Genomic DNA, 21,401 nt, shown 5'->3' with positions numbered 1-21,401 from the left:
GCATTGAAATTTCGCTTATTACCAAGATATTCATGAATTGAATCTATGGGAGTAGAAATATCCAGCAAATACATTTTAATTTTATGCAGCATATAGCAATTTCTTAGTTGCTTCAACGCTTTGAATAAAATAAGGATTTGAGAGAGAACGTTCAGTTAATAAATCTACTTTCCGTCCAAACATTTTTTCAAGTTCCCCATGAAGTTCAAAATAGTTATCTGTGTATTTGGCAAACGGAATGTCTTTGAATGAAATCAATATATCAATGTCGCTCAAGTCATTGAATTCATCTGTCGTTGCTGATCCAAAAACATGCATGGTTTTAATATCATACTTTTCACAAAGCGAAACTAATGCTTGTTTTTTGCTTGAAATTAAATTTAACATAATGATTGTTTATTCAAAGATACAAAATTAATGATTTGCTTCTTATTATAGGTTGATTTCTAAGTTGTTTTATCTAGCTCTTTACCTTTCCAATGCTTTTCGGTCCCAGCCCGAAGTATTGGCGGCAGCCTCGTAGGTGGTCTGTAGAAAATTTATTAGTGTTTTTTCCGGATCTGAGGAGGATTGGACGTCTTCATATTTGAGAAAAAACTCTCCCATTTCAGGGCTGTAAAATGCCTGTTCTGGCAAAACTTTTTGCTTTGCATACGCTTCATTTCCGGGATAGGCATAGGCATAATAGACGGCCATGGGCGAATCTTTGGATCCGGGCCAGAATCCCGCGCTACTCACCTCATGCGAATAAGCTTCCTGCATGACGTCTAGTGGCATGTTCGGTGCTCCTCCCTGATGTAGAGGCGCAGGTCTTCCGGAAAAGCGGGTAACGGCCAAATCAAAGGCTCCCCAAAAAAGGTGTACTGGACTTGATTTACCAATAAATCCACTACGGAATGTATTGAATACACCATTGGATTTTAGCATGGCTTTCCATAGTAGGTTGGCGGCCTCAGGAGCATAAGCACTGCTTGCAGTATTTTTGGCAAAAGGAATAGCTGGTTCCATTTCGTTTGGACTGCCATGAATTTCAACATCAATTCCTGAAGCAGCTAGTTTTTCAAAAAGTGAATTGTAAAAGTCAGCTACACTCATAGTTTGGAGAGGTAGGTGTTGCGTTTCAGCATTTGAACATTTGAGGTGCAATTGATGGTGGACAAAATCCAGCTCTATTTCAAAAATCCCCCCTCCAAAACAAATGGCATTGGTGGTGTAACCCACTGGGGATAAATACAAGGTGCAGTGCCAGGAATGGTTTTGCCAAGGCATGGTTTTTAAACGGATTTTTCCGATTATCTGAATCCATTGATGCATTGTTTCAATGGTACCTTGCATCGCTGCAAAATCAAGAACAGGCCATTCGGTACTTAGGGATTTATTCTGCTTCATTTTTGGGTTTGTTATTAGATTAATAAGTAAAGCAACTAAAAGGGTCTTTTTTACAGGCTCTTTCAATTGCTAAACTAACCTTGTGCCAACGAAAAGTCATCGACCAACTAAACAGAATCAAAATACGAAAAAATCCTTGAATTCCATGGATTTTGAACTACTCATGAAGACTTATTGGGCAGCTCGTTTACATTCTAAAATGATCCATTTCTTTTAGATCCGAAACAAAACGCGTGCTATTTAATGCCTTTATTATTTGTTAGGAAAGATTATAGAAGCGGATAATCCAAGGGAACTGGCAGAATAATTGACTTTTGCGAGGTCTTTGTACTTCAAGTTGGTATAGGTCAATGCTATCGCTTTATAACCAAATTCAAATCTAGAACCTAAACCACTTGTAAAAGCTACATCCGGAATAAAACCATCTCCTTTTAATTTAACATTAAAATGAGAGGTACCACCAATTCCTAATCGGAAGTCATTGGCGATTCTATAATATCCAATGAGGTTAAGAGGTAATCTTGTTAACCTTATATTTGCATTTTCAGCAGCAGTAGTGTTATATTTAATGCCTATTAAAGTACGGAAAAATATTTTATCAGTCTTGAAAGGGTTAAACTGACCCCCTAAACCAATGTAAGCACCTTGACCCAATCTCATGGTTTGGGTTTCACCATTGGTAAAATAAACTTCCAGGATTTCATCTCCTCCATATTCAATACCTCCTTCTACTAATAAATGCGCAACCAATGGTTTCTGGTCACTTTGTGCAAATCCTACAAAGCAGATTGTTGATATTGATAACCAAATAAACAAAATTTTATTTTTCATTTTTCCTTTTGTATGTGTTTATAATTTTTATTTATACTCTATTTCTGCGAATGTAATACAATTCCGAATATTTTTTAAAAAAGTGAGTTTTTTATTTTTTAGGCCAATAATTTAACTGCGGGAGGCATGAAAAACTAGTGCTTACATTGAATCTACATCCTATTTATTCTCGACCTGGTCCAAGTTTAGCGAAGCGTAACTTGGACCCATAATGCCGAAAGTTTTCAACTTTCGATTTTTAGTGACCAATTTTTTACCACCGCTATAATCTGTAGAGAATTCTAAGGATTCAATAGGAAGCCAACAACAATGTTAATTTATAAAATCTAAATTCAAGTCATTAATACTCTCAGTAATATCAAATGTTGACAATCATCATTTAAAAAGTTGATAAATCATCTTCCGCCTTGTAGCTTTTCGGCGTTAAAAAATTTAAGCAGGGAGGGCAAGTACACAGGCATTGTTTGACGAAGTTTTTGGTTCAGGTAAACTCCAATAAGCAAGGTAAACAGTAAAACCAAAAACAAAGGAGTTTGCCTGTGCGTGGGTAGCCTTAAATTTTAGCCAAAAAGATACTTAGCGGCGGGGTTTTTTGGTTACTTTTTTGACCTGTAGCAAAAAAGTTACAATGTTTATGATAAATGACTCGATCAGGCCGAAGTTTAGCAAAGCGTTAATAGCTTAAAGTTGCCAAGATCACTTAAATAAGTGGTGGAGTTCCTCAAACTGACTTCGCCACCTGTGGCTTCGACAGGCTCAGCCAACGGTTGGATTTTTTCGTTTGGGCTAAAGCCCATTATCTAGATGTTTTATTTCATTCCCCCAGCTGAAGCTGGGGACTATTGAAAAGAGGTGTGCATTAATTCATTTTTTGAATTATACTCGAATCCATTGTTTGACGGATACCATACAATAGGAAGGGGCTTCAGCCCATTTATAAAGGACATTGGCATTTTACCCGGCTTTAGCCAAAAAATGAGAGGGCTACAGGGCGATTTTTCGTAAAAGCCTTTCCTATATTTAATCAAAATTTCCGATCAATATATTGGTATTTTGACATGGGTTTTTACTGTGGAATATGAAAAGGTCTATTCAGCCTGTGTTAGTTGGTGAACTCTTGACTATGTAGTGCTATTATTAGATAATATCAGCATTATGGAATATATTATAGGTGCTTTAAGTTTAAAAACCATATTTTTATCGTTCAGTTAAATGTTCGAAACAAGTTTAAACGCATAGCATGGAAATCTTTACAATTTCACCTCAAAGGAGCAAAGTGCATTGCCTTACCATTTATTTTGCTTGTTTTTTCTTATTGTTCATGAGCTATGCTCAGCTTAATGCTAAAGTGTTAAAAGCAGGGTCGAGGAACAATCTCACAGACTTGGAACAAATCTATACTTTAAAAAAGACACCTAACTTTATTATAATATTCTGTGACAATCTGGGTTATGGCGACATTGAGCCATTTGGCTCTAAGGTGATCCGTACTCCGGAATTAAATCGGATGGCCAAAGAAGGTCGGAAATTCACCCATTTTTTAGTTACAGCAGGGGTTTGCACACCATCCAGGGCATCCATTATGACTGGGAGTTATTCTCAACGAGTAGGCATGCATGTCAATCCCAGAGATGGACTGGTTTTGCGCCCCATTTCTCCTTATGGATTGAATCCTGAAGAAATCACGATTGCAGAGGTGCTCAAAGGGGTTGGTTACAAAACAGGGATTATTGGAAAATGGCATTTGGGTGATCAGCCTGAATTTTTACCGAACAATCAGGGCTTTGATTATTTTTATGGCATACCTTATAGTGATGACATGACCCAAGAGGTCGGTCAACGAATTGGGACTAGGTTTAATGGAACGAATTGGCCGCCTTTACCAGTAATGGAAAACGAGAAAGTTGTTCGGGCAGGAGTGGATAGGAATTTGTTGACCAAAGATTACACCGAAAAGGCTTTAGACTTCATAACTGAAAACCAAAGCAAACCTTTTTTTCTTTACCTGCCACACGCCATGCCGGGTAGCACTACAAAACCTTTTGCAAGTGAAGCTTTCAAGGGAAAAAGCAAAGGAGGACCTTGGGGAGACAGTGTGGAGGAATTGGATTGGTCAGTAGGGCAAATAATGGACAAGCTGGAAGAGCTGGGGATAGAAAAAAATACGGTGGTGGTATTTACGTCAGACAATGGAGCACCTATGACTGATGATCCAACGAGCACAGTTAGGGGGACAAATAGTCCCTTATCAGGTCGTGGTTATACTACTGCTGAGGGAGCCTTTAGAGTGCCTACCATTTTTTGGTGGCCAGGTACTGTTCCTGCAGGGACAGTGACTGAGGAAATGGCCACCATTATGGATTTTCTGCCAACCTTTGCCTTGCTTTCAGGAGCCAAAGTTCCTCAGGATCGGATAATTGATGGAAAAAATATTCTCCCCTTGATTTTGGGAGACAAAGGTGCTAAAACGCCGCACGATGTTTTTTATTATTACTATATGGATCAACTTCAAGCGATAAGGGCAGGGCAATGGAAATTGTTTTTACCCCTAAAAGAGTTTGTGGTCCATCCCTATTTTAAACCTGGAGAGGACAATCAGCCACTTTTGTTTAATGTCGTCAATGACATTTCCTCCTCTCATAATTTGGCTGCCGAAAGGCCTGAGATAGTAAAGAGACTTTCCAAATTGGCAGCCATTGCCAAAAATGATTTGGGAAATAGTGGTCAGCCGGGAGCCAATCAAAGAAACCCTGGTAAAATGGAAAACCCAGTGCCAGTACGCAGGAAGTGATTTTTGGTATATCAGGCAAGTCTTTATGTAACCTTCTGATTTTCATCTTTTTTAAATAGTCTTATTCAAGGCTTTGGGGAAGGTATGCTTGAATCCAATTCTTTTTTCTACTTAAAGGGATATATAATAGCTTAATAATTACAAAACAAAGGTATAGGGTGATTAATAGCGTATTTATTGTCTTTTCCTTTAAAATTCTACAATTATATAAGATAGTACCTTAGATCTAGGAAAAAGTATAGGATTGTCGGAAATGGAATAATTAAATTTGGTAAGAAGATTATCGTAGTGCTAATAGCTATTGTCTTTGCTACAGATAATAAAATAAAAATACAAAAGCCGAAGATCATTGGGGTGATCTTCGGCCAATTAATGATCCTGTTCATTTGTATCGATTTGCAATCATAAAATAAACAGGAAATGCAGAAAAACTAAGTTTAATCTACGACCACAAAAGTATGAAAAAATTCATTTACAGACCACTTACCAGATTATTAAGTTTCTTGTTTCTGGGTATTTTGGCACCACTGGTTATCAATGGTTCCGGATTTGCCTATGGGCTGGAAACTCCCATAATAAATAGGTATGAGGCGAAGCTTAATGTTGCGAAAAAGGCCATTGCTATAACAGGGAAAGTAACTTCCCAGACGGATGGCATTGGTTTACCAGGGGTAAATATCCTGGTTAAAGGTACCTCTTCGGGTACTGTCACAGATGTCGATGGCAATTACAAACTTACCGTGCCGGATGGGGCAGAAGTCCTGATTTTTTCTTCGATAGGATTTATTACCCAGGAAGTCCCTATAATAGGACGGAGCCTTATTGATCTCGCTTTGGAAGAAGATCTTAAAGGATTGGAAGAAGTGGTGGTGGTCGGCTATGGTACCAAGAAAAAAGTGAATTTGACAGGTTCTGTAGCTACAGTAACCAATGAAGCATTGGAGAAAAGATCGGTGCCCAAGTCTTCCCTTGCCTTACAAGGGCAGATGAGCGGGATTTCTGTACGGCAAAGTTCAGGTAATCCTGGGAAAAACAGTGCTTCTCTCTTAATAAGAGGTCAGGGTACTTTTAGTTCTGCTGGGAATAGTCCTTTGGTGCTTGTAGACATGATTGAGTCCTCACTGGATGATGTAGATCCCAATGATATTGAAAGTATTTCTGTGCTAAAGGATGCTGCCTCCGCTGCTATTTTTGGTTCTAAAGCAGCAAATGGGGTAATTCTAATTGAAACAAAGAAAGGAAAGTCAGGGACCCCAGTATTCAGGTACAATGCCTATGTAAGCAGTCAAACCCCTACGATGATTCCTGAAATGTTGAATTCATGGGAATATGGATTGGCCGTCAACGAAAACAACCTGAATTTAGGCCAACAAAGAAGGTATACGGATGATGAAATTGAGTTGTTCAGGTCTGGAAACAATCCCGATTATCCAAATTTTGATCATATCGGACATTTATTTGGATCAGGTCAAGGTACTGAAACCAAGCATGACCTATCGGTAAGTGGAGGGACAGCGGAAACGCAATACATGTTCTCTTTAGGCTATTATGACCAACAGGGGATCATCCAAAAGAACAATGCGGATCGGGTAAATTTACGGCTTAACCTGGACAGTAAGCTTAGCGATAAATTAAGCATCAGTGTCAAATTAGCGGGAAACAAGACCAATAGTAATGAACCATCCGCCCCATATGGTAGTGGAGGCATTGGGAATATCATTGCTGGGGCCATGAGAAATTCAAATGCCATACAAGGCTTTACGGCTGATGGCTTGTATGGTCGAAATGAGACCTCTCATCCGGAGGCAGATTTAAATAGCCAATCCTTTGTTTCTGGGGAAGAATCCAATATCTATACCAATGGTAGTATGATTTACCAAATCACAAAGGATCTGAAGATTACAGGTCAGGCAGGTTACACCCAGGGCCTTACTGAAAGTAAAACCTTTATTTCGACCTATCCAATCACTTCTACATATGCCATTCAAAGAAACAGTTTAAGGACAGGATGGTACCAAAATTCAGCTTTGACCCTTCAAGCTTTTCTAGAGTACAATAAGGACATTGAGGACCACTCTTTTCAAGTGCTATTGGGAAGGTCTGCCCAAGCTTATAGCTCAAAATACCTGGGAGCTTTTAGAGATGATTTCCCCAACAATGAAATTTATGAAATCGATGCGGGAGCAACCGTTCGTGCAACCAACAATGGAGGCGCGTCCAAGAATACCCTTTCCTCCTATTTTGGTAGGATAAATTATGATTTTCAAGACAAATATTTATTGGAGGCGAATTTCCGCTATGATGGTTCGTCAAGATTTCCAGAGGAAAGTAGATGGGGATTGTTTCCTTCTTTTTCTGCAGGCTGGAGGGTAGCTCAAGAAGGCTTTTTTCAAGATGCATTTCCTTGGGTGGCTGATTTTAAGATCAGAGGTTCATGGGGGAAATTGGGCAATCAATCCATTGCCAACTATCCCTATCAGGACCTCATAGCTTTAGGACAGAATTACCCATTTGGCGGCTCGCTTTCTGCAGGTGGTGCAGTGACGACCATAGCCAACAAGCAAATCACTTGGGAGACCACAACAATGACCAATATAGGGGTTGATTTAGCCTTATTTGAAAACAGGTTGTACTTTTCAGGAGAGTATTTTGTGAAAATCACAAATGACATTCTTTATCCAGTGTCAGTGTCCAGGTTATTAGGGGCTACACCATCTGAGTCCAATGCAGCGAAAGTCGAAAACAAGGGTTGGGATTTTGACCTGAGCTACAGGAATTCCATTGGTGAATTCAACTTCGGTGCTTCGGCCATTTTCTCAATAGTTAAGAACCAGGTATTAGAAATTGCCAACCTGGAAAGAGATATTTCAAGGGGCTTGTTTTTAGGTCAACCGATCGGGAGCAGGTATGGATTTATGAGTGATGGACTATTTGTAAGTGAAGCGGATGTTTCGAATTATGCTACCCAGCCCTTTTCAAATCTGGCCATTCCTGGAGGAATCAAGTACATGGATATCAGTGGACCGGATGGTGTGCCTGATGGCGTAGTTAACGCTACTTATGACAGAACTGTAATAGGCAAACCTTTACCGCTTAGTACCTATGCCCTTATATTGAATGGGGATTACAAGAATTTTGACTTCAACATCATGTTTCAAGGCGAAGGAGGTAGGGATGCCTTTGTAACCCTCGGTCAATTCTTCTTTCCATTGGAAAACAATAGCAATGTGCAAAGGGACTTTTATGAAAACCGATGGACGCCTGAAAATCCTGATCCCAAGGCGGCCTACCCAACAATCATCGCTACCGCGTCAGGTTTTTACAATTCCAATCCAGTAGATTTCTGGAACCGTGATGCCACATTCGTGAGGTTGAAAAACGTGCAACTCGGCTATACGCTACCAGAGGGTCTTATTGGGGACACTTTCCTGGACAATGTGCGCCTATACGTCACCGGTGAAAACCTCTTCACGATCACCAAATTTTATAAAGGTTGGGATCCTGAAATGCAGACAGGAGGAGCGGATTGGTTTTATCCGCTTATCAGGTCCTATGTGGTGGGTGTAAATGTTAGGTTTTAATAAAAGATATTCAGATTATGAAAACATATAAAAAATTAGGCTTAGTTAGTGTTTGGTCTATTCTGATCTTGATCGGTCAAACCGGTTGCCAGGATTGGTTGGATGAACAGCCCTTGGTACAGTTGTCAGAAGGATCCTTCTGGAACAGTCAAAGTGATGCCATGCTTGCGCTCACAGGTGTTTATAACGGAAGTAATGTCGGTAATAATTCCTATACAAATGAATTACTGATTCTTTCTAGTGCTACAGATGACTCCAGCTATAAATTTGGATCTGTAGGAAATATTTACAGTGGTTACTTAAGAGCGGCAGATACACAAGTGGTTTTGGCCATATGGCAAAGGGCTTACAGGACGATCTTCAAAGCCAATTATTTCCTTGAGAACATTGAGCGGGTTGAAATGGATCAAACCCTAAAGGATGAGTGGATTGCTGAGGTCAAATTCTTAAGGGCTTACGAATATTTCTACATGTCATTGCTTTACGGAGGTGTTCCGTTGATCACCAATGTAATGACAATTGAAGAAGCCAATACGCAAACCCGAAATTCAAAGACTGAAGTTGTGAATTTCGCCATTCAGGAACTTACCGCAGCCGCTGCAGATCTTCCTTCCAGCAGGCCAGAGAATGAAAAAGGTAGAATAGTTAAAGCTGCCTCACTGGGTATAAAAGGTAGGCTGCTGATGATGGATGAAAAATGGGCTGAGGCCATTGCTGTTTACGAAGAGATTATTGCCCTTCAGGTGCATGAAATAGATCCCATGTACAAGACGATTTTTGAGGAAGCAGGTGAGGGGAGTAGTGAGATTATTCTATCCACCAATTGCATTGCTGGTCTTTATGGGAACACGCATAACCAAAGGAACCATCATCCTGAATTTTATGGTGGTTATTCAGAAGTCAACCCTTATCAGGGCATGGTTGATGCATTTTTAATGAATGATGGTCTTCCTATAGAAGAGTCTCCATTGTATGATTCTGAAAACCCATTTGACAATAGGGATCCAAGGCTTTATGCCAGCATATTCCTTCCAGAGTATACCGAGTTCAGGGGAAGGCTGTTTTTGGCACATCCGGAGAATGCAGGGAATAACATTGCTGCCTTACCGGGAGCAACAGGTTATGGTTGGAAGAAATATGTTACCGAAGAGTATGCAGGGGATTTTGGAAATTCTGGAGATGATATCATTTTGTTGAGGTACGCAGAAGTGCTATTGAGTTATCTGGAGGCTAAAATTGAAAATGGAGACCTGATTGACCAAGCCCTTCTTGACCAAACGATCAATCAGGTCAGAGGAAGAGAAGCTGTGATGATGCCTATGGTTACAGAAACAGATCCTGCAATGCTTACAGAAATTTTAAGAAGAGAAAGAAGGGTTGAATTCTGTATAGAACGAACCATCAGGTACATGGATATTCGTAGGTGGGGCATATATGAAGAGGTGATGAACAGACAATTTTATGGCATGAAGTTGACAGATGACCCGGCCAATTATACCGATTATTCTGTGGAAACGTCAGGACCTATGAGTGGCCATTATAAAGTAATAGATAAAACAGGAAGCATAACGGCAGCCATGGAATTAATTCCAATCCCTTTGTCAGAAATTGATATCAATTCGGGATTGGAGCAGAATCCAGGATATTGATAAAATGAGTGCTGAATACCAGTAACAAACCACTAGCAAGCGGGAGACGGGTAATAGGTCTAGTACCAATAGCATGGAACAGGTTTTACCGTCTCCCAATGGGGTGCTTTTTAAGACAGGAACTGAAAAAAGTAATATAAAATCAATAGAGTAAATGGTCGAAAATAAAATAGTACGCAGGAATTTTGTTAAAAAACTGTCCTTCGGGGGAGTTGGGTTAAGCATTTTGGGGCAGCCCATATTTTCTATAGCCAAAGAACTACCAAGGCAAGACCTAAGGGTAGGCTTGGTGGGCTTATCTGTCCATAGTGCGGCATTTTCAAAAATACTAAACGACCCAAATAAAAAGAAAGACTTGGCCGGATGTAAGATGGAGGCATTGTACCACCCCCCAGGAAATCCTGATGTTGACTTCACCCCAGAACAGCTTAGCAGCTATCAGAAAGATGTGGAGGAGATGGGTGTTGTCATGGTTGATTCCATGGAGCAATTAATTGAAATGGTAGATGTGGTGATGATAGAGACCAATGACGGCAGACCCCATATGAAAGAAGTTCTCCCAGCGCTGAAAGCAGGAAAACCCGTATTTGTGGACAAGCCTGTTGCTGAGGATTTGCAAGGAGTGGTGGACATCTACAAAGAGGCAGAAAAATATGGGGTGCCCATTTTTTCTTCTTCAGCCTTAAGATACATGGAAAGCGCTCAAAACATCAACCCCTCTGAGGTAATAAGTGCCCATACTTTTAGCCCAGCGGCTTTGGAAAAGAGCCATACAGACTTGTTTTGGTATGGGATTCATGGCATTGAATACTTATTTACAGTAATGGGGCCAGGCTGTGTGGAAGTGCAGCAAGTACAACATTCAGAAGCGGAAGACCTGGTTATTGGCTACTGGAAAGATGGGAGGGTAGGCGTCTTTAGAGGTATCAGGGAAGGTAAAAGAGATTTTGGAGGGACGGTATTCAAAGAAAATGAAATCGTGGATTTAGGTTCCTTTAAAGGGTACCGATCACTGGTTGTCAAAGTTGTCGAGTTCTTCCTTCAAAATAAAGCTCCGGTGTCTGCTGAAGAAACCTTTGAAATCTATGCATTTATGGAAGCGGCTCAGGAAAGTAAAAACAAAGGAGGGAAAAAGATTTCCCTAGATAAAATATTACAAAAGGCCTTAAAATAATCAATTACTATTAACTATTTAATAAAGAGATAATTATGAAAAAATTGAATGTTGGAATTATTGGATTTGGTTGGGTAGCTACAGCACACATTAATGCGATTAACGCAGGTGAGTTTGCTCAAGTTTCGGCTATTTTTTCATCCAGAAAACATGACGATGCCGAATTAAGCAAAACATGGGGGTCAGCTATTAAATCTTATACAGACCTCGATGAAATGCTAAAAGATAAAAGTATAGATGCTGTATCCATATGTAGCTATACTTATCAACATACAGAACATGCATTGGCCGCGGCAAAGGCGGGTAAACATATTATTTTGGAAAAGCCTATGGCATTGTCCTGGGAGGATTGTCAGGAAATAGAAAAGGCTGTGAAAGAGGCAAATGTTAAATTTTGTATTTGCTTTGAATGCAGGTGGTCCAACCAGTTTATATCCACCAAAGAAGTAGTAGACCAAGGATTGATTGGAGACATTCATTATGGGGAAATTGATTACCTGCATGGTATAGGTCCCTGGTATGGGCAATTTGAATGGAATGCGAAAAAAACTGGTGGAGGAAGCTCATTACTAACAGCGGGATGTCATGCTTTAGATTCTCTTCTGATGTTTATGGGGTCTGATGTTGAAGAGGTTACCAGTTATGATACCAAGACCAAAAGTGAGATTTTCAAGCCTTATGAATACACCACTACTAGTGTAACCATTCTGAAATTCAAAAGTGGAAAAATAGCCAAGTGTGCAGCTAGTGTAGATTGTTTGCAGCCTTATTATTTCCATACCCATTTGTTTGGGAGTGAAGGATCGATTTTGGACAATAAATTTCATTCCAATAAACTAAAATCCGACAAAACAAGATGGAGTGATTTGTCCATGAAAATGTTGGATTCCGGGGATGTGGCGGATCACCCTTATCAATTGCAGTTTGATACCTTTTTCCAATCCATATTAAATGGTACAGATATGCCATTGACTGGATTGAAAGAGGCCATGAAAACACATGAAGTTATTTTTGCTGCTGATAAATCTGCCGCAACAGGGAAAAGTGTAAAGCTATAATTGATGGATAAAATAGCTATGGCAATTGCAGCCCATCCTGATGATATTGAGTTTTTGATGGCTGGTACATTGGTATTGTTAAAAAATGCGGGATATGAAATTCATTACATGAATTTATCATCAGGAAACTGTGGGAGTACTGAAATGGATGCTGCGACAACAGCCAAGGTAAGATTGCTTGAAGCGCAAAATTCAGCCAAGCTATTGGGAGCAGTATTTCATCCTCCTATTTGTGATGATTTTGAAATTTTCTATGAGGCCAAAGCGCTGAAAGCCTTGACGGGAATTATTCGCCAAGTTAAACCAAGTGTCATTCTCACGCATTCACCCACCGATTATATGGAGGATCACATGAATGCCTGCCGTTTGGCAGTTACAGCAGCCTTTGTTAGGGGAGTCCCCAATTTTAAGGCTTCGTTTCCAGCCGTTTCCAATTACAACTGCGCAATCTATCACGCACTACCACACGGTCTCCTTGACCCCCTTGGGCAAAAAGTATTGCCGAGGGTATTTATCGATACGCAATCAGTCCAACCACTCAAAAGAGAGGCCTTGGATGCCCATAAAAGCCAAAAGAACTGGTTGGAAGTCAGTCAGAAAATGGACTCTTACATTGCGGCCATGGAAGATTTCTCGATAAAGGTGGGGGCAATGTCCGAATGCTTTGTACATGCAGAAGGGTGGAGAAAAAGGGTTCACTTTGGATTTTCAGAGTCGGAATTTGATCCCCTTAAGGAGTTAGGAGAAGTATATTCCTTATGCAAAGAAAGCATTGGAGTAAAAGAATAAAACTTAAAAATAATGAATAAAGATATGAGAAAGATAAGTTCAATAGCTCCTGATTGGTGGGATTATACCACCTTGGATTTGGGAAGCAAGATTACCGACCAAATTGCCAGGATGACGCCTGCAGATATGATAAAATTATCCAGGCCTGGTTTTGAAGTAGTCTTTTACGATACCATCGAGGAATTTTACCTTGCCGAAGCGCTGGAATACATTACCACCTGGAAACAAGCAACAGCTGATAATCCTGTAGGGATTTGTGGCCCCATTGGACCAACAGAACAGTTGCCCCTTGTGGCAAGATTGGTCAATGAATTGAAAATTTCCCTAAAACATGCCCATTTCTGGTCTATGGACGAGTGGGTGGTTGATGGCAAGGAAGTTTCTGCCAATCATTCCTTATCCTTCAAAAAAGCATTTAATGACTTATGTCATAACAGAATAGACAAGAAACTGGCCATGCCAGAGGAGAACATACATTTTCCGCAGGCCGATACGGCCAAGTTTATAGAAAGCTGGAAACAGGCAAAATGTTTAATCATGCAAGGTGGGCAAGGCGATGTGAAGCATTGGGCCTTTAATGAACCACCAAAAAGAGAAGGTGCCTATAAGGACAATCCTCAAACGGTGGAAGAATACAAAAATCTTCCTACCAGGGTTTTGGATTTGCACCCTATCACTATTCAACAAAATTCCAGGCTACACTGTGGAGGAAATGTTCCTTTGATACCTACACAAGCTGTGACGGTAGGGCCTAAGGAAACCTGGGAGACGGATCAGGTCTCTATTTGGCATGCTGGAGCCCATGACAATCCTTTTGGTCAAAGATTGACCACCTATATGATATCCAATAATATTCCAGATACTTCTGTGCCTATGTCGGTTTTGGCAGATCATCCCAATGTAAAGTTTAATTTCTATGCACCAGGCTTAGGTACTTGTTCTGTAGAAATGCATTAAGGCGACAATTATCCAGTAGGTTGGAAAATTAACATTTATTTAAATTAAATTCTAAATGAGATTATTGACAAATTCGAAAAACCCCATCAGGGTGGCCCGTTCCCTTATCCTCCTGTTTAGCCTAATATATTTAGGAGCTTGTTCCAGCGAGGCTGATTATGCTTTCAATGAAGGGGACAGAATTGCCATTGTTGGGAATTCATTGGCTGAGCGATTTCAACATGATGGATGGATGGAAACTTATCTCCAAGCCGCTAACCCTGACAAAAAGCTGGTTTTCAGAAATCTGGGTTATTCAGGGGATCAGGTGCATTACCGGCCTAGGGCCCATGAAGGATTTGGGGACAGTGATAGCCATTTGTCAAAGGTTAAAGCCAATGTGATTTTCTCATTTTTTGGGTACAATGAATCTTTTGACAACCAGCCAGAGACGTTTAAAAAACAACTTTCCCTTTGGGTCGATCATTTGCGTAGGCAAAAATACGATTCTGTGAATGTGCTCAAAATCGTGTTGTTTTCTCCTATTGCACATGAAGACCTAGGTTCTCCCAACCTTCCTGATGGCTCCGAAAACAATCCTCGCCTGCAGGCTTACACCAAGGCAATGGAAAAAGTCGCCGAAGAGAAAGGGGTGGTCTTCGTTGATCTGTTTAATGCAACGCAACAAATGTATCAAACCCAAGAGGAGCCTTTGACGATAAATGGCATTCATTTAAATGAAAAAGGCAATCAGGAAGTCGGCAAATTCATTGCTGAAACCTTAATGGGTGGAGGCTTAAGTGAAGATAAAGTGGCATTGGATTCCATAAGGTCGACTGTTAAGGACAAAAACCTCTATTGGTTTCACAAGTACAGAGCCATTAGTGGCAATGATGTTTGGGGAACACGCTCCATTCAAGACGGCAATTATAAAACATTGCAGCGGGAATTAGAAATGTTGGATGTGATGACAGCCAATAGAGATGAGAAAATATGGGCCAGAGCCAACGGGGATGATATCGAAATAGATGACAGCAATATGCCTGACGCACTAATGGTGGGAACGCACATTGTTAGAGATTTGACTTATATAGATCCAGAGGAAGCCATTGACAGGATGACGGTGCCAGACGATCTGGAAGTTAACCTGTTTGCTGCAGAGGATGAGTTCCCAGAAATCATCAACCCTGTTGCTTTACAGGTGGATACCAAGGGTAACATCTGGGTAGCCTCCTGGTCTACCTATCCAAAATGGGAGCCTGGAAGAGAGATGAGTGACCGGTTGGTTTATCTCAGTGATGATGATGGCGATGGCAAGGCAGACAAGGTGACGACTTTCGCCTATGTGCCACATCCTACAGGTTTTGAGTTCTGGAATGGAGGGGTGATCGTGATATCTGCTCCTGATGTGTGGTTTCTTAAAGATACAGATGGGGACGGTGTAGCCGATTATAAAGAACGCCTTTTTGGAGGTTTGGGATCGGATGATTCCCATCACACAGCGAACAACCTTATCTATTCTCCCGATGGCAATATCTATTACCAAAGAGGGATTTTCATTCTTGAAAACATAGAAACACCTTATCGAAAAAGTGAAGAATCAGGATCTCCGGGTCTTTATCGTTTCAATCCCCGCACATCAGATTTCTCATTTATGGTGGAGAATACGCCTAATGCACACGGTATCAGTATTGATAGATGGGGCAATCCATTAATAACAGATGGTACGACCGGAAAAGCTTTTCAGGTGTATTATAAAAGAACGGTGACATCCACGACAGACACCAACGAATTTGACAAAAGGCCTCTTTTCAAGCAGACCATTCGACCAATTACCTCCAATCAAATTTTATCAAGCCAGCATTTCCCTGAGAAATACGAAAACAATTTTCTGATATACAATGTGATTGGATTTCAGGGGATTAAAAGGTATCAGTTGGAGTACAAAGATTTGGGAGTAGTGGAAGGGGTTGAAGCAGGAGACCTTGTATTTACTGGAAACGACCCAACCTTCCGTCCCTCTTCTGAAGCCCAGCCTAGGGTAGTTCCTGAAGGGTATACCGGAGATCCCAACTTCCGTCCATCAGATGGGGTAATAGGGAAAGATGGGGCTTTGTATTTTGGGGATTGGCACAATGCTATCATTACCCATTCACCTTATAACCTAAGGGACATCAACCGAGACCAGGCACACGGTAGGATTTACCGCATGTCTGCAAAAAACAGACCGTTTCAGGAGCCGGTAGCCATTTATGGAGAGCCGATAGAAAAGCTTTTAGAATTATTTAGAAGTCCGGTGGATGGTATTAGGCATTCAGTTAGAATTGAATTGAGTGGAAGGGAGTCTAAGGAAGTGATAGAAAAAGCACAGAATTATGCGAAAACGCTTGATCCTCAGAGCAAAGAAGATGCGCTTCCTATGTTGGAGATTTTATGGCTTCACCAGCAACACAATGTGAAAAACAATGACTTGCTCAAAACGGTATTGAGGTCTCCAGAGGAAAAAGCCAGAATAGCTGCACAAAAAGTTGCCTGGTTTTGGAGCGATAGGGATTCTCATAGACGTGGTGGAACTACAGCTGATATTTCAGGAATGCAGTTTAGAACATTCTATGAGAAATTCTGGGAAGAGGCAGATTCCACAAAGGTGAAGGCTAAGCATGAAGACATGAAAGGCCATGCCAAAATGGCCCCTGCCAAGAAAGCGGATGTAAGTGGGAAACGAAAACTAGAACTACAGAAAGATCCCATAGCAAAGCTGACCATAGTGGCTGAGTTGCTTGCTTTCGACGTTTCGGAATTCTCTGTTAAAGCAGGTCAGCAAATAGAGTTGACAGTGGATAACAAAGATTTGATGGAACACAACATTGTCTTTGTAGAACCTGGCGCTGCAGATGAAGTAGCTTCATTGGCCATAGCCTTGGGAGATGATGGTCCTGCCAAGGAATACCTTCCAAAAAGTCCCAAAATAATAGCCGCTTCTAAATTGCTAAATGGCAAAACAATGGAAACAATGAAGTTTAAAGCACCAAATAAACCAGGTGATTACCAGTTTGTTTGCACTTTTCCTGGGCATGCACCGGTGATGAGAGGTATTATGAGGGTATTGCCTTAATAGTAGTAGGTCTGTTTCAATCGATTACTTTCATTTCTAATGCAGAATAGGAAAAACAATGGTTAAGCCGAAAATTAGTGTAGGTATTATTGGCCTTTCTGTACACAGTGCAGACTTTACTGAGATTCTAAATGCAGTGGATACCGAAGCTGAAGGGTACAATAGTAAAGTAGTGGCGATATACCATCCAAAGGGAAATCCCGATGTGGAATTCTCAGAAGATCAGTTGCAAAACTTTGCTGATAGGATTAGTAAGCAAGGGGTGTCCATGGTTAATTCAATTGAGGAAGTGATTGAAATGTCGGATGCTGTAATGCTATTGACCAATGATGGGAGGCCACATTTAGAGCAGGTCTTACCTGTGTTAAAAGCTGACAAACCTGTTTATATCGACAAGCCGTTGGCCGAGAACTTGGAAAATGTGATGAAGCTATTTCATGAAGCCAATCGTTACGGCGTCAAAGTATTTAGCTCTTCTGCCTTACGCTATGGAAGCCAAAACACTGCAATTAAAGCAGGGGAATATGTGGGGGAATTGTTGGGTGCGCAGACCTATGGTCCTGCGCCCCTCCAAAAATCCCATGTGGACATGTACTGGGATGGCATTCATGGGATAGAGTCTCTCTACAGTGTGATGGGAACAGGTTGTCAAACGGTCTCAAGGACTTCAGCCAAAGGAACTGACTTGATAGTAGGGAAATGGCCTGGTGATAAGTTGGGTTATTTCAGAGGCATACGAATGGGTAAAGTTGGTTTCGGAGGTACCGTATTTGGTACGAACGGAATTAATTCAATAGGTAAATTTGAAGGGTATCAAAGGTTGGTTAGGGCCATAGATGACTTTTTTCTGACGGGTAACTTACCGGTTGCCCAAGAAGAAACCATTGAAATTTATGCATTTATGGAAGCAGCTGATGAAAGTAAAAGACAAGGTGGGAAACCCATAAATATTAGCGATACAATTAATAGAATTAAAATTTAATTCAATCAAACGAAATAACCTTAGTAAATAAAATAGTATGAAATTAAGTAGAATCAACAGGCTTTTTAACGAGAAATCTGGTAAATGTTTTGATGTTGCCATTGACCATGGCTTTTTCAGTGAATATACATTTTTGAGTGGAATAGAGAATATTTCAGCCTCTGTCAAAGTATTGATCGATGCCGATCCAGATGCTATCCAGTTGACAGTAGGGCAGGCGCATCATTTACAGTCAGTTCCAGGTAAGCGAAAGCCAGCACTTGTTTTAAGAACTGATGTTGCCAATGTTTATGGCCTTGAATTACAAAAAGTATTGTACAGTAGGATGATTGAAGACCCAGTTTTACAAGCGGTAAGATTGGACGCGGCTTGTGTGGTCGTCAATTTGTTTAATATTCCTGGAGCGCCAGAAGTTACAGATCATTGTATTCAGAATATACTAAAGTTAAAACCTTTGTGTGATTATTATGGCATGCCTCTAATGATAGAGCCATTGGTTTTTCAGCCCAATAATAAAGCAGGAGGCTATATGGTAGACGGCAATATAAAACTGATAACACCCATGGTAAGACAGGCAGCTGAATTGGGTGCTGATCTTATCAAAGCAGATCCAACAGATGATGTGGAGGAATATCATAAAGTAATTGAAGTGGCTGGTGATATACCTGTCTTGGTAAGAGGTGGAGGACGAGCCAGTGATGAAGAAATATTGGACAGAACCCATCGCTTAATGAAGCAAGGAGCAAAAGGCATAGTCTATGGCAGAAATGTGGTGCAACATGCCAATCCAGGAGGGATGACCAGAGCCCTTATGGCTATAGTTCACAATGATGCCAGTCCGGATGAAGTGAGGGGTTTATTAAAGTCGAACTAGGAAATGAAAACCATTAACGTAGGAATAATTGGAGGAGGCCTGATGGGCAGGGAGGTAGCCAGTGCGCTAGGTCGGTGGTTTGTCCTCAATGATTATCCCGTAAAAGTAGTTTTAAAGGCCGTTTGCGACATCAATGAGGAGGCCTTAAAATGGTACGAACAAATTCCTACCATTGATTTATTGACCACCGAATACAAAGCTTTGCTGAATTCGCCAAATGTGGATGTGGTCTACGTGGCCCTTCCGCATCACCTGCACGAGGAGTATTACCTGAAGGTATTGGAAGCTGGGAAAGATTTGTTTGCGGAGAAGCCTTTCGGAATTGACCTTGAAGCAGCCGAAATCATTAAAAATAAAATTGATGCCACAGGTAGATTCGTAAGGTGTAGTTCTGAAATGCCCTATTTCCCTGGAGGTCAACGGGTAATCAAAGAGATTTTATCTGGAAGACTTGGTAAAATCATTGAGGTCAAAGCAGGGTTTTGCCATTCAAGTGATATGGACCCCCTAAAGCCGATCAACTGGAAAAGGCAATCTAAGTTTTGTGGAGCTATTGGTGTAATGGGGGATTTGGGGATGCATATAATGCATATTCCATTGAGGATGGGTTGGAAGCCCAGCAGGGTTTATGCCCAGCTTCAGAAAATCGTCACAAAAAGGTCTGATGGAAAAGGGGGATGGAGTGAATGTGATACCTGGAACAATGCCCATCTTTCTTCTACCATATCCATCGAAGGGGAAGATGTACCAATGATGTTGGAAATGAAGCGGCTGGCCCCTGGTGAAACAAACTCTTGGTACATAGAGGTGCTGGGGACAGAAGGTGGTGTAAAGTACAGTACCAAAGATACCAAAGTGTTTTGGAAATTCACTAGAGAAAAGGAACAGGTGTGGCAGCGAGTTGACCTGGGTTTTCAAGTTCCCTTTTCCACCATTACAGGTGGGATATTTGAACCTGGGTTCACTGATTGTTTCATGCAGATGTTGGCAGCCTATTTTGCGGAAAGAGAGGGCTTCTTAGACGGCCGATTGGGATGTGTAACGCCCGAAGAGGCGGTGATGAGCCATCAGGTATTTGCTGCCGCCTTAGCGTCTCACAAAACAAAAGCAGCCGTTGTTATTCCTTAAATTTGTTAAATGATAAATTTATTAAATTATTATTCTATAAAGAATTCCTTTTACAGATTTTACTGTATGAAATAATGGTAGAAAACAGTAGGATAGGTATATTGGCTGGGGGCAATTGGATTTTGGATTTCATCAAGATGATTGATGTGTACCCAAATGAAAATGCCCTGGCCAATATTATAAGTCAAAATTCCGGAAACGGAGGTGCTCCTTTCAATGTGCTAAAAGCCATTCGTAAAATGGACTTTTCTATTCCTCTTGAAGGGGTAGGTGTCTTGGGAGACGATGAATTTGGTGATGATATTTTAGATCAGTGTGAAAGGTTGGGCCTGGAAACCAGACAAATGAAGCGTTTGAAAGGGGTTGAAACTTCTTTTACTGATGTAATGACCGTTTGTTCTACAGGTAAGCGCACGTTTTTTCATCACCGTGGGGCCAATGCGTTATTGGAGGAAAGTGATTTTGATTTTGAGGTTTCTAAAGCAAAATTTTTCCATCTAGGCTATTTGCTTTTATTGGATAATTTGGACAGAATTCATGCGGATGGGCTTTCTGGAGCTGCGAAAGTTTTACAAAGAGCCAAGGAGGCTGGGATGCATACTTCTGCTGATATTGTAAGTGAACAATCAGATCGGTATACGGAGGTAATTCCTTCCTCACTGCCTTTTATTGATTTCCTTTTTATTAATGAGCTGGAAGCACACAAGCTTACCGGGATTCAATTATTAGATGCTGACAACGTCTTTTTAATTTCAAATGGTTTCAAAGCCGCACAAAAACTCCTTGACATGGGAGTGCTTAGCTGGGTGGTAATACACTTTCCTAATGGAGCTCTGGCAATGAATAAAGAGGGGCATCAAATTCTCCAGCCATGTATCAAAATGCCAAAGGATTTGGTAAAAGGGACAGTTGGTGCCGGGGATGCCTTTGCTGCCGGCGTTTTGGCTGGAATGCATGAAGGTTGGCAGATGGAAGCCTCATTGCAGTTAGGTGTCAATGTGGCGGCATCAAGTCTTATGGACAATACCGCCTCAGAGGCCATATTGCCTTGGATGGAATGTCTTCAACTGGGAAATAAATTTGGTTACAGAAAATTATGATTTT

Annotated in this window: 15 protein-coding genes; 12 read left to right on the top strand and 3 right to left on the bottom strand. The window is 40.9% G+C overall.

Annotated features, from left to right (window positions below; translation table 11 throughout):
• Positions 1-81 precede the first annotated feature (81 nt).
• The 3 genes from AAC073_RS04815 to AAC073_RS04805 form a co-directional block, all read right to left on the bottom strand.
• The gene (locus tag AAC073_RS04815) at positions 82-387 is read right to left on the bottom strand and encodes a nucleotidyltransferase domain-containing protein (RefSeq protein ID WP_339922710.1); all 306 of its coding nucleotides are present in this window, start codon (positions 385-387) and stop codon (positions 82-84) included.
• Between the two features lie 81 nt (positions 388-468).
• Positions 469-1,389, bottom strand: coding sequence for a DUF5996 family protein (locus AAC073_RS04810; RefSeq protein WP_339922709.1), 921 nt, complete (start codon positions 1,387-1,389; stop codon positions 469-471).
• A gap of 252 nt (positions 1,390-1,641) precedes the next feature.
• A complete protein-coding gene (locus AAC073_RS04805) occupies positions 1,642-2,220 on the bottom strand; it encodes a hypothetical protein (RefSeq protein WP_339922708.1) in 579 nt (192 codons plus the stop codon).
• 1,240 nt (positions 2,221-3,460) lie between these two features.
• Here AAC073_RS04805 and AAC073_RS04800 point away from each other — a divergent pair.
• The 12 genes from AAC073_RS04800 (at position 3,461) to AAC073_RS04745 (ending at position 21,397) form a co-directional block, all read left to right on the top strand.
• The gene (locus tag AAC073_RS04800) at positions 3,461-5,011 is read left to right on the top strand and encodes a sulfatase (protein WP_339922707.1); all 1,551 of its coding nucleotides are present in this window, start codon (positions 3,461-3,463) and stop codon (positions 5,009-5,011) included.
• A 458-nt stretch (positions 5,012-5,469) separates the two neighbouring features.
• Positions 5,470-8,592, top strand: coding sequence for a TonB-dependent receptor (locus tag AAC073_RS04795; RefSeq protein ID WP_339922706.1), 3,123 nt, complete (start codon positions 5,470-5,472; stop codon positions 8,590-8,592).
• 17 nt (positions 8,593-8,609) lie between these two features.
• Positions 8,610-10,241, top strand: coding sequence for a RagB/SusD family nutrient uptake outer membrane protein (locus AAC073_RS04790; RefSeq protein WP_339922705.1), 1,632 nt, complete (start codon positions 8,610-8,612; stop codon positions 10,239-10,241).
• 154 nt (positions 10,242-10,395) lie between these two features.
• On the top strand, positions 10,396-11,415 hold the full coding sequence (locus AAC073_RS04785; RefSeq protein ID WP_339922704.1) for a Gfo/Idh/MocA family oxidoreductase: 1,020 nt from the start codon (positions 10,396-10,398) through the stop codon (positions 11,413-11,415).
• A 35-nt stretch (positions 11,416-11,450) separates the two neighbouring features.
• On the top strand, positions 11,451-12,473 hold the full coding sequence (locus AAC073_RS04780; RefSeq protein WP_339922703.1) for a Gfo/Idh/MocA family oxidoreductase: 1,023 nt from the start codon (positions 11,451-11,453) through the stop codon (positions 12,471-12,473).
• A 3-nt stretch (positions 12,474-12,476) separates the two neighbouring features.
• A complete protein-coding gene (locus tag AAC073_RS04775; protein ID WP_339922702.1) occupies positions 12,477-13,262 on the top strand; it encodes a PIG-L deacetylase family protein in 786 nt (261 codons plus the stop codon).
• Positions 13,263-13,274: 12 nt separating this feature from the next.
• Positions 13,275-14,219 carry a hypothetical protein gene (locus AAC073_RS04770; RefSeq protein WP_339922701.1) on the top strand — a complete coding sequence of 315 codons (945 nt, stop codon included), beginning with the start codon at positions 13,275-13,277 and terminating at the stop codon, positions 14,217-14,219.
• Between the two features lie 55 nt (positions 14,220-14,274).
• Positions 14,275-17,313, top strand: coding sequence for a PVC-type heme-binding CxxCH protein (locus tag AAC073_RS04765; protein ID WP_339922700.1), 3,039 nt, complete (start codon positions 14,275-14,277; stop codon positions 17,311-17,313).
• Positions 17,314-17,371: 58 nt separating this feature from the next.
• Positions 17,372-18,295, top strand: coding sequence for a Gfo/Idh/MocA family oxidoreductase (locus tag AAC073_RS04760; RefSeq protein WP_339922699.1), 924 nt, complete (start codon positions 17,372-17,374; stop codon positions 18,293-18,295).
• 37 nt (positions 18,296-18,332) lie between these two features.
• The gene (locus AAC073_RS04755; protein ID WP_339922698.1) at positions 18,333-19,169 is read left to right on the top strand and encodes an aldolase; all 837 of its coding nucleotides are present in this window, start codon (positions 18,333-18,335) and stop codon (positions 19,167-19,169) included.
• Between the two features lie 3 nt (positions 19,170-19,172).
• Positions 19,173-20,297, top strand: coding sequence for a Gfo/Idh/MocA family oxidoreductase (locus tag AAC073_RS04750; protein WP_339922697.1), 1,125 nt, complete (start codon positions 19,173-19,175; stop codon positions 20,295-20,297).
• 2 nt (positions 20,298-20,299) lie between these two features.
• The gene (locus AAC073_RS04745; RefSeq protein ID WP_339922696.1) at positions 20,300-21,397 is read left to right on the top strand and encodes a PfkB family carbohydrate kinase; all 1,098 of its coding nucleotides are present in this window, start codon (positions 20,300-20,302) and stop codon (positions 21,395-21,397) included.
• Positions 21,398-21,401 lie beyond the last annotated feature (4 nt).

The organism is uncultured Cyclobacterium sp., from assembly GCF_963977555.1.
GTDB lineage: Bacteria > Bacteroidota > Bacteroidia > Cytophagales > Cyclobacteriaceae > Cyclobacterium.
The sequence above is the reverse complement of the archived record's forward strand: the minus strand, read 5'-3'. Positions and strand labels throughout refer to the sequence as shown.